Annotated in this window: 8 protein-coding genes; 3 read left to right on the top strand and 5 right to left on the bottom strand. The window is 69.5% G+C overall.

What is annotated here, in order from left to right:
- Positions 1-154: 154 nt before the first annotated feature.
- Entirely contained in the window at positions 155-832 is a 678-nt protein-coding gene (locus tag ACFVWD_RS57365; RefSeq protein WP_389607061.1) for a beta-glucanase, read from the bottom strand.
- 116 nt (positions 833-948) lie between these two features.
- Between ACFVWD_RS57365 and ACFVWD_RS57360 the strand changes: the two genes are divergently transcribed.
- Complete coding sequence (locus tag ACFVWD_RS57360) at positions 949-1,212, top strand: hypothetical protein (protein WP_389607059.1); 264 nt, start codon at positions 949-951, stop codon at positions 1,210-1,212.
- 5 nt (positions 1,213-1,217) lie between these two features.
- Here the strand turns inward: ACFVWD_RS57360 and ACFVWD_RS57355 are convergent, their stop codons facing one another.
- Positions 1,218-1,598, bottom strand: a complete 381-nt coding sequence (locus ACFVWD_RS57355; protein WP_389607058.1) for a winged helix-turn-helix transcriptional regulator — start codon at positions 1,596-1,598, stop codon at positions 1,218-1,220.
- Positions 1,599-1,672: 74 nt separating this feature from the next.
- Between ACFVWD_RS57355 and ACFVWD_RS57350 the strand changes: the two genes are divergently transcribed.
- Positions 1,673-2,419 (top strand): NADPH-dependent F420 reductase, encoded by a 747-nt coding sequence (locus tag ACFVWD_RS57350; protein ID WP_389607057.1) that lies wholly within the window; start codon positions 1,673-1,675, stop codon positions 2,417-2,419.
- Positions 2,420-2,804: 385 nt separating this feature from the next.
- On the opposite strand, the gene ACFVWD_RS57345 is transcribed toward ACFVWD_RS57350, so the two are convergent.
- The 3 genes from ACFVWD_RS57345 to tnpA form a co-directional block, all read right to left on the bottom strand.
- Positions 2,805-3,848 (bottom strand): alpha/beta hydrolase family protein, encoded by a 1,044-nt coding sequence (locus ACFVWD_RS57345; RefSeq protein WP_389607055.1) that lies wholly within the window; start codon positions 3,846-3,848, stop codon positions 2,805-2,807.
- 112 nt (positions 3,849-3,960) lie between these two features.
- The gene (locus ACFVWD_RS57340; RefSeq protein WP_389607054.1) at positions 3,961-4,137 is read right to left on the bottom strand and encodes a zinc-binding dehydrogenase; all 177 of its coding nucleotides are present in this window, start codon (positions 4,135-4,137) and stop codon (positions 3,961-3,963) included.
- Between the two features lie 149 nt (positions 4,138-4,286).
- Positions 4,287-4,679, bottom strand: coding sequence for an IS200/IS605 family transposase (gene tnpA, locus ACFVWD_RS57335; protein WP_389607052.1), 393 nt, complete (start codon positions 4,677-4,679; stop codon positions 4,287-4,289).
- A 95-nt stretch (positions 4,680-4,774) separates the two neighbouring features.
- On the opposite strand from tnpA, the gene ACFVWD_RS57330 reads away from it, so the two are divergent.
- Positions 4,775-4,928 (top strand): helix-turn-helix domain-containing protein (locus tag ACFVWD_RS57330; RefSeq protein WP_389607062.1); only part of this gene is annotated, 154 nt, incomplete at its 3' end.

Here is a 4,928-nt window from a genome sequence, read left to right as displayed (position 1 = left end):
TTGTGTATAAGAGACAGCCGTCGGGACCGACCAGCGGCCGCCCGCCTGACTTCGACAGGCGGGCGGCAAGCGGGGCGCTACGGCGTCGGGGCGCGGGGCTCGATGGTGTCGCGGCGCGGGGTACGACGGTGTCGCGGCCGGTCGTGTGCCGACGCTAGAGGCAGTCGCCGGCCATGCTCGGTCTGTGGACGAGTAGCTGTGCCACCTCGAACGCCATCTCGGAGACCCCGGCGGCCGGCGGTGGGTGGTAACGCCCGGCGCAGACGGACAGGTTGACGATGAGGTAGGCGTTCCAGCTCCTCCCCACGCCCCGCCGGTCGGCGTAGGCGCGATCGCCATTGACCCACCAGACGACGGAACGGGCACCGAACTCGACGCGCAGGTCCACCCAGGCACCCGGCTGGACGGCCTTGTCGCGGTAGTAGCGGTGTCCGCCGCGCACGTGGTTGGAGAGTTCCAGGAGATCGGGATGGTCGGGGTGGTACTCGAAGACGTCGACCTGCTGGTTTCCGTCCCGCAATGTCCAGATGGCCGGCCAGGCGCCGATCTGCGTGGGGAGTCTTACCCGGGTCTTCAGCACGTCCCCCGCACACAGGAGAAAGCCGTCGTCGCTGTCCTCGGTCGTCAGGAGGCCGGTGTTCCATCTGCCGTCCGGGCGCCGGGTGGCGCGGAAGGTGCCGGTGCGGCAGTGGTCGGGGTCGGGGCCGGTGACCAGGTAGTCGAGCTTGTCGTCGTCCGGGTTGACGGGACCGCCGTCGGGATAGGCCCAGGAATGCCCCGCGACCCACTGTCGTGTCGAGGCGAAGTCCGCGGTGAAGACGACATCGGACACGCGCGGCCTCCTTGATGTCGGCTTTCGCGTACGCCAGTGGTTCTCCCCCGAGGGGCGCGACGCATGCTCCGTTCGCCTCGACCGGCGGGGAAACAACTCTCCGGAGTGAACTCGGAGTGAACGAGGTCCCGGGTGCGCTCGGCACCGAGCCGGTCGCCCGGTATGAGGCCAACTGCTCAAGCGGGTTGGGCAACAGCGTCACCGTCGTGCCCCTGCCGCTGATCGCGGCCGAGGTGTTGGACGCCGACTCCACCGCCGAAGGTCTGCTCGCCGCGGCGGTGTGGCTGCCCTGGCTGCCGGTGGGTCTGCCAGGCAGGACGGGCCGACCTACTCCGTCACGGGCGTCTCGCAACACCGAACCGGGCTCCGTTCCTGGCTGACTGGTCTAGCGGGTATGAGGAGGGCGCTGTGTGGTGGGGGTGCGTTCGGCTTCCTGGGCGGCCATCACCTCATCACCGTGTTCGAAGGCCCATGCTCCGACGGCGTCGATGGGTGCCAACAAGGTCTGTCCCAGAGCGGTGAGTCGGTACTCGACCCGCGGTGGTGCTCCGGGATGTGCGTGGCGGTCCACCAGTCCGTTGAACTGCAGGCGCCGCAGCGTCTCGGTGAGGACCTTGGGGCTGATGCCCCCGATCCGCTCCCGTAGTTCGACCGGTCGCCTGGGACCCTCGCGCAGCGCCCAGAGCACCACGGCGTTCCAGGTGTTGGAGAGAAGGTCGAAGGCGAGGCGGGCGCGGCAGTCGGCGAGGAAGGCGTCGGTCGTCACGTACCAAATGGTGCCCCACAGGCCACCTAGCGTCGTCCCGGAAAGCCGAAGCAGGCACGGAGAGGAAACGCGTGATGAGAATCGGTGTGCTGGGAACGGGCAACATGGCGGACGCCCTCGCCACCCACTGGGCGCGGGCCGGGCACGAGGTGACCATCGGGGGACGGGACGCGGACAAGGCGGAGCGGCTCGCGACACGCATAGGAGGCAGCGCGAAGCCTGCAAGTCTGCGTGCGGCGGCCGAGTTCGGTCAGGTGGTGCTGGCCGCGCTGCCCTTTGACGCAGGGACGGGCGTCGCGCGGGAGCTGCGGGCGGCCCTGGACGGCAAGGCGTTGCTGGACTGTTCCAACCCGGTCGGTCCGGGCTTCCGACTGCTGACGGAAGGAGGCCCTTCGGCCGCGCGGCAGCTGGCCGCGGCGGCACCGGGAGCCCATGTGGTCAAGGCGTTCAATCTCTGCCACGAAGACGTGTGGCGCATGCGGCCACCTGTCTTCGACGGGCGGCCACTGGCCGTTCCGGTCTGCGGGGACGACCATGCAGCCCTCGCGCGCGTACGCGAGTTGGTGCGGGACGTGGGCTGCGAGCCCGTAGGGGGCGGCGGTCTCGAACGGGCGGGACTCCTGGAGGCGACCGCCGCGCTGTTCATCGCGCTGTGGGTCGGAGAGGAAGCGGATGCCCAGGCAATCGCACCTCCGCTGGCCTATGCGGCCGGACCGAGTCGTAAGCCGGCCGTGTGCCCGCCCTTGACCACCGTCTCGCCGCCCGGCCCCGTCGCGGCGGCGGAGAGGGCGCGGGCAGCAGGGCCACGGTGGCGAAGGTGAGACAGAGGGCGGCCGTCACGGCCGCCACCTGCCTGACAGGGAACACCTATGACGCTTCGTCAGTGTTCTGTCTTCACCCATGGATGCTGCCCTTCAGGGTGAACCGGACGGGCGGCATCGAACCTCCGGCGGATTTCCGGGCGGCGTGTCAGTCCGGGGATGTACGCCTCTGGGCTCTGTCAGCTCCGTCCGGCCCGCTGTCCGTTGCGTCCTTGGACCAGGCCCGCCTGTCGAGTCGCCCAGTGCCGGGAGCTGTCCTGCCGGTCATGTGCGGAGCCGGATGGGGAGTGCTGCTGCGGTGACGGTGCCCAGGAAGATTTGGCCGCGCTTGCCGCAACGGGCGTCGATGGCCTGGGAGTTCTTTCTGCCACACAGGGCCTGGCGGCTACCGTCGCGACAGCCAGGCCGTGATCCCGTCCACCACCGCCGGCTCGACGTGTCCTGGCCGCGCATACTCGGCCGGGGTGGGGTGGCCGCTGCCGGGGAAGAAGAGGTGGTTGGCGTCCTGGTGGATCCGGATGGTCACCTCGGGCCGGTGAGCGAGGGCGTTTTGCCGGCGGACCAGGTCGTCGGCGACGGTCACTTGGTAGCCCCGGCCGCCCCGCAGGACCAGCATCGGGCAGGTCAGCCGTGCTTCCGTGGCCACTGGGTCGTAGACGCGCAGGCCGAGCCGGCAGGAAGCGGAGAACCCCAGCGGCTGCGGCTTTGACGGTGTGTCGGGGGTAAGGCCGGGGGCCGCCACCAGCGCGGCCTGCCGGGCGAGTGCGGCAACCATCTCGTCCGCGCCGGACTCGGGGGTGAGTGCCGCGAGATGGCGGGTCACCCGGACGGCCGCCTCGTGCATCGGCTGTGTGTCCGCCGCGAGCAGCACCAGGCCCGCGATCGACGGGTCGGCGGCGGCGATCCGGGGTGCCGCCTTGCCGCCCATGCTGTGGCCGAGCAGGTGGATCCGGTCCGGGGCCACTTCGGGCTGCTGCCGGAGCAGGCGGACGGCGGCGAGCGCGGGCGGCAGGTACTCGTCGGCCACGGTGACGTCCTGTGGCAGGCGATCCGGGTGCGCGAAGGCCGCCTTGTCGAGACGCAGCACGGCCACCTGCCGGGTGACGAGCCCCCAGACGAGGTCCTTGAGCGGTTTGTTCGGGCCGCTGCTCTCGTCCCGGTCGAACGCACCGCCACCGCTGAGCAGCACTACGGCGGGCCACGGTCCAGGGCCGACAGGCAGGCTGAGTGTGCCGGGCACGGCGAGCGGACCGGTCCCGAGTATGACGTCCCGCTCGGTGAACCGGCCCGTATCCGCAAAGTGCGGCGGCTGCCGCTCGACGCCGCCGTGCGGGTCGAGCCGCAGTCCGTGCAACAGGCCGTCACCGCCGACCGACGTGACCACGGTGAAGCAGTTGTCCGCGCAGGTCACTGGGATGTGTACGCGCACGGGGTCGGCCTCGCCGGCCTGGCTCGCCGGCTCTTCGACCGTCCTGAGCCCGCCATGTCCGGCCGCCTCGGCAGCCCAAGCGGGAACCCGGGCAGTCGGCGGCTGTGACTCATCACGAAACGGAGGCATGACCGGCCGGACAGCTTCTGGGCCCGAGCACGATCTTGCCGTGGATGTGCCGCCGTTCCAGCTCGCGGAACGCCTCTGGCACCCGCTCCGGCGGGCAGGTGCGGGCGATCGACACCACCACCTCCCCGCGCGCGGCGAGCCGGGCAGGCTCGCCGAGCACGCCGCCGCACCTTCTCCAATAGGACTCACTCCCGCTGAGTCCATCCTCTGAATCTTCGCAGGGAATCCCGGTCTTCAGGCCGGGCGGGAATGCGATCCTCGGCCCGGAGGTGCGAAGCGCCGGAGTTCGCTGCGTCTGCGGGGTGACGGTCAGGCTGGCCGCTTCTGGTTGTCGATGTAGTCCTTGACGATGCCCAGTGGTGCGCCGCCGCAGGACCCCGCGAAGTAGGACGGGGACCAGAACACAGGCCCGGTCCCGATCCGGTTGATCCGGTCGGTGTACTCCGCGTGCAGGTAGCGGGAGCTGACCCCTTTGAGGCTGTTGACGAGTTTGGACAGGGCGATTTTCGGCGGGTAGTGCACGAGAAGGTGGACGTGGTCGCCTTCGCCGTTGAACTCCCGCAGCTGTGCGCCGAAGCTCTCGCACACGTCCCGCATGATCGCCTCACAGCGCGTCAGCATCTCGCCGTTGAAGATCTGAGACCGGTACTTGGTGACAAACACCAAGTGGGCTGAAGGTTGCAGATGACATGGTTTCCCCAACGAATATCGGGATCTGGTTCCCAGCGTGATGACTACGCCAAATGCGCAAATGGAATAGGATTGGGTGAACTCGACCGGAGGGGGCGTGCGTTGGGGTGATCCGTGCGTACAAGTTCCTCATGCGGCCCACCGTCCGGCAGGCTCAGGCACTGTCCGAGATGCTGCGGGATCACTGTGCCCTCTACAACGGGGCGTTGCAGGAACGCCGTGACGCCTACCGGCATGTCTCGAAGACGAGCGTCAGGTACG

It is taken from the genome of Streptomyces sp. NPDC058086 (assembly GCF_042885015.1).
In the GTDB taxonomy this organism is placed as follows: Bacteria; Actinomycetota; Actinomycetes; order Streptomycetales; family Streptomycetaceae; genus Streptomyces.
This window is presented reverse-complemented; position numbering and strand designations above follow the sequence as displayed.

Coding starts and splice junctions, on each gene's coding strand:
- ACFVWD_RS57350 (WP_389607057.1), top strand. CDS start 1,673: ATGAGAATCGGTGTGCTGGGAACGGGCAACATGGCGGACGCCCTCGCC.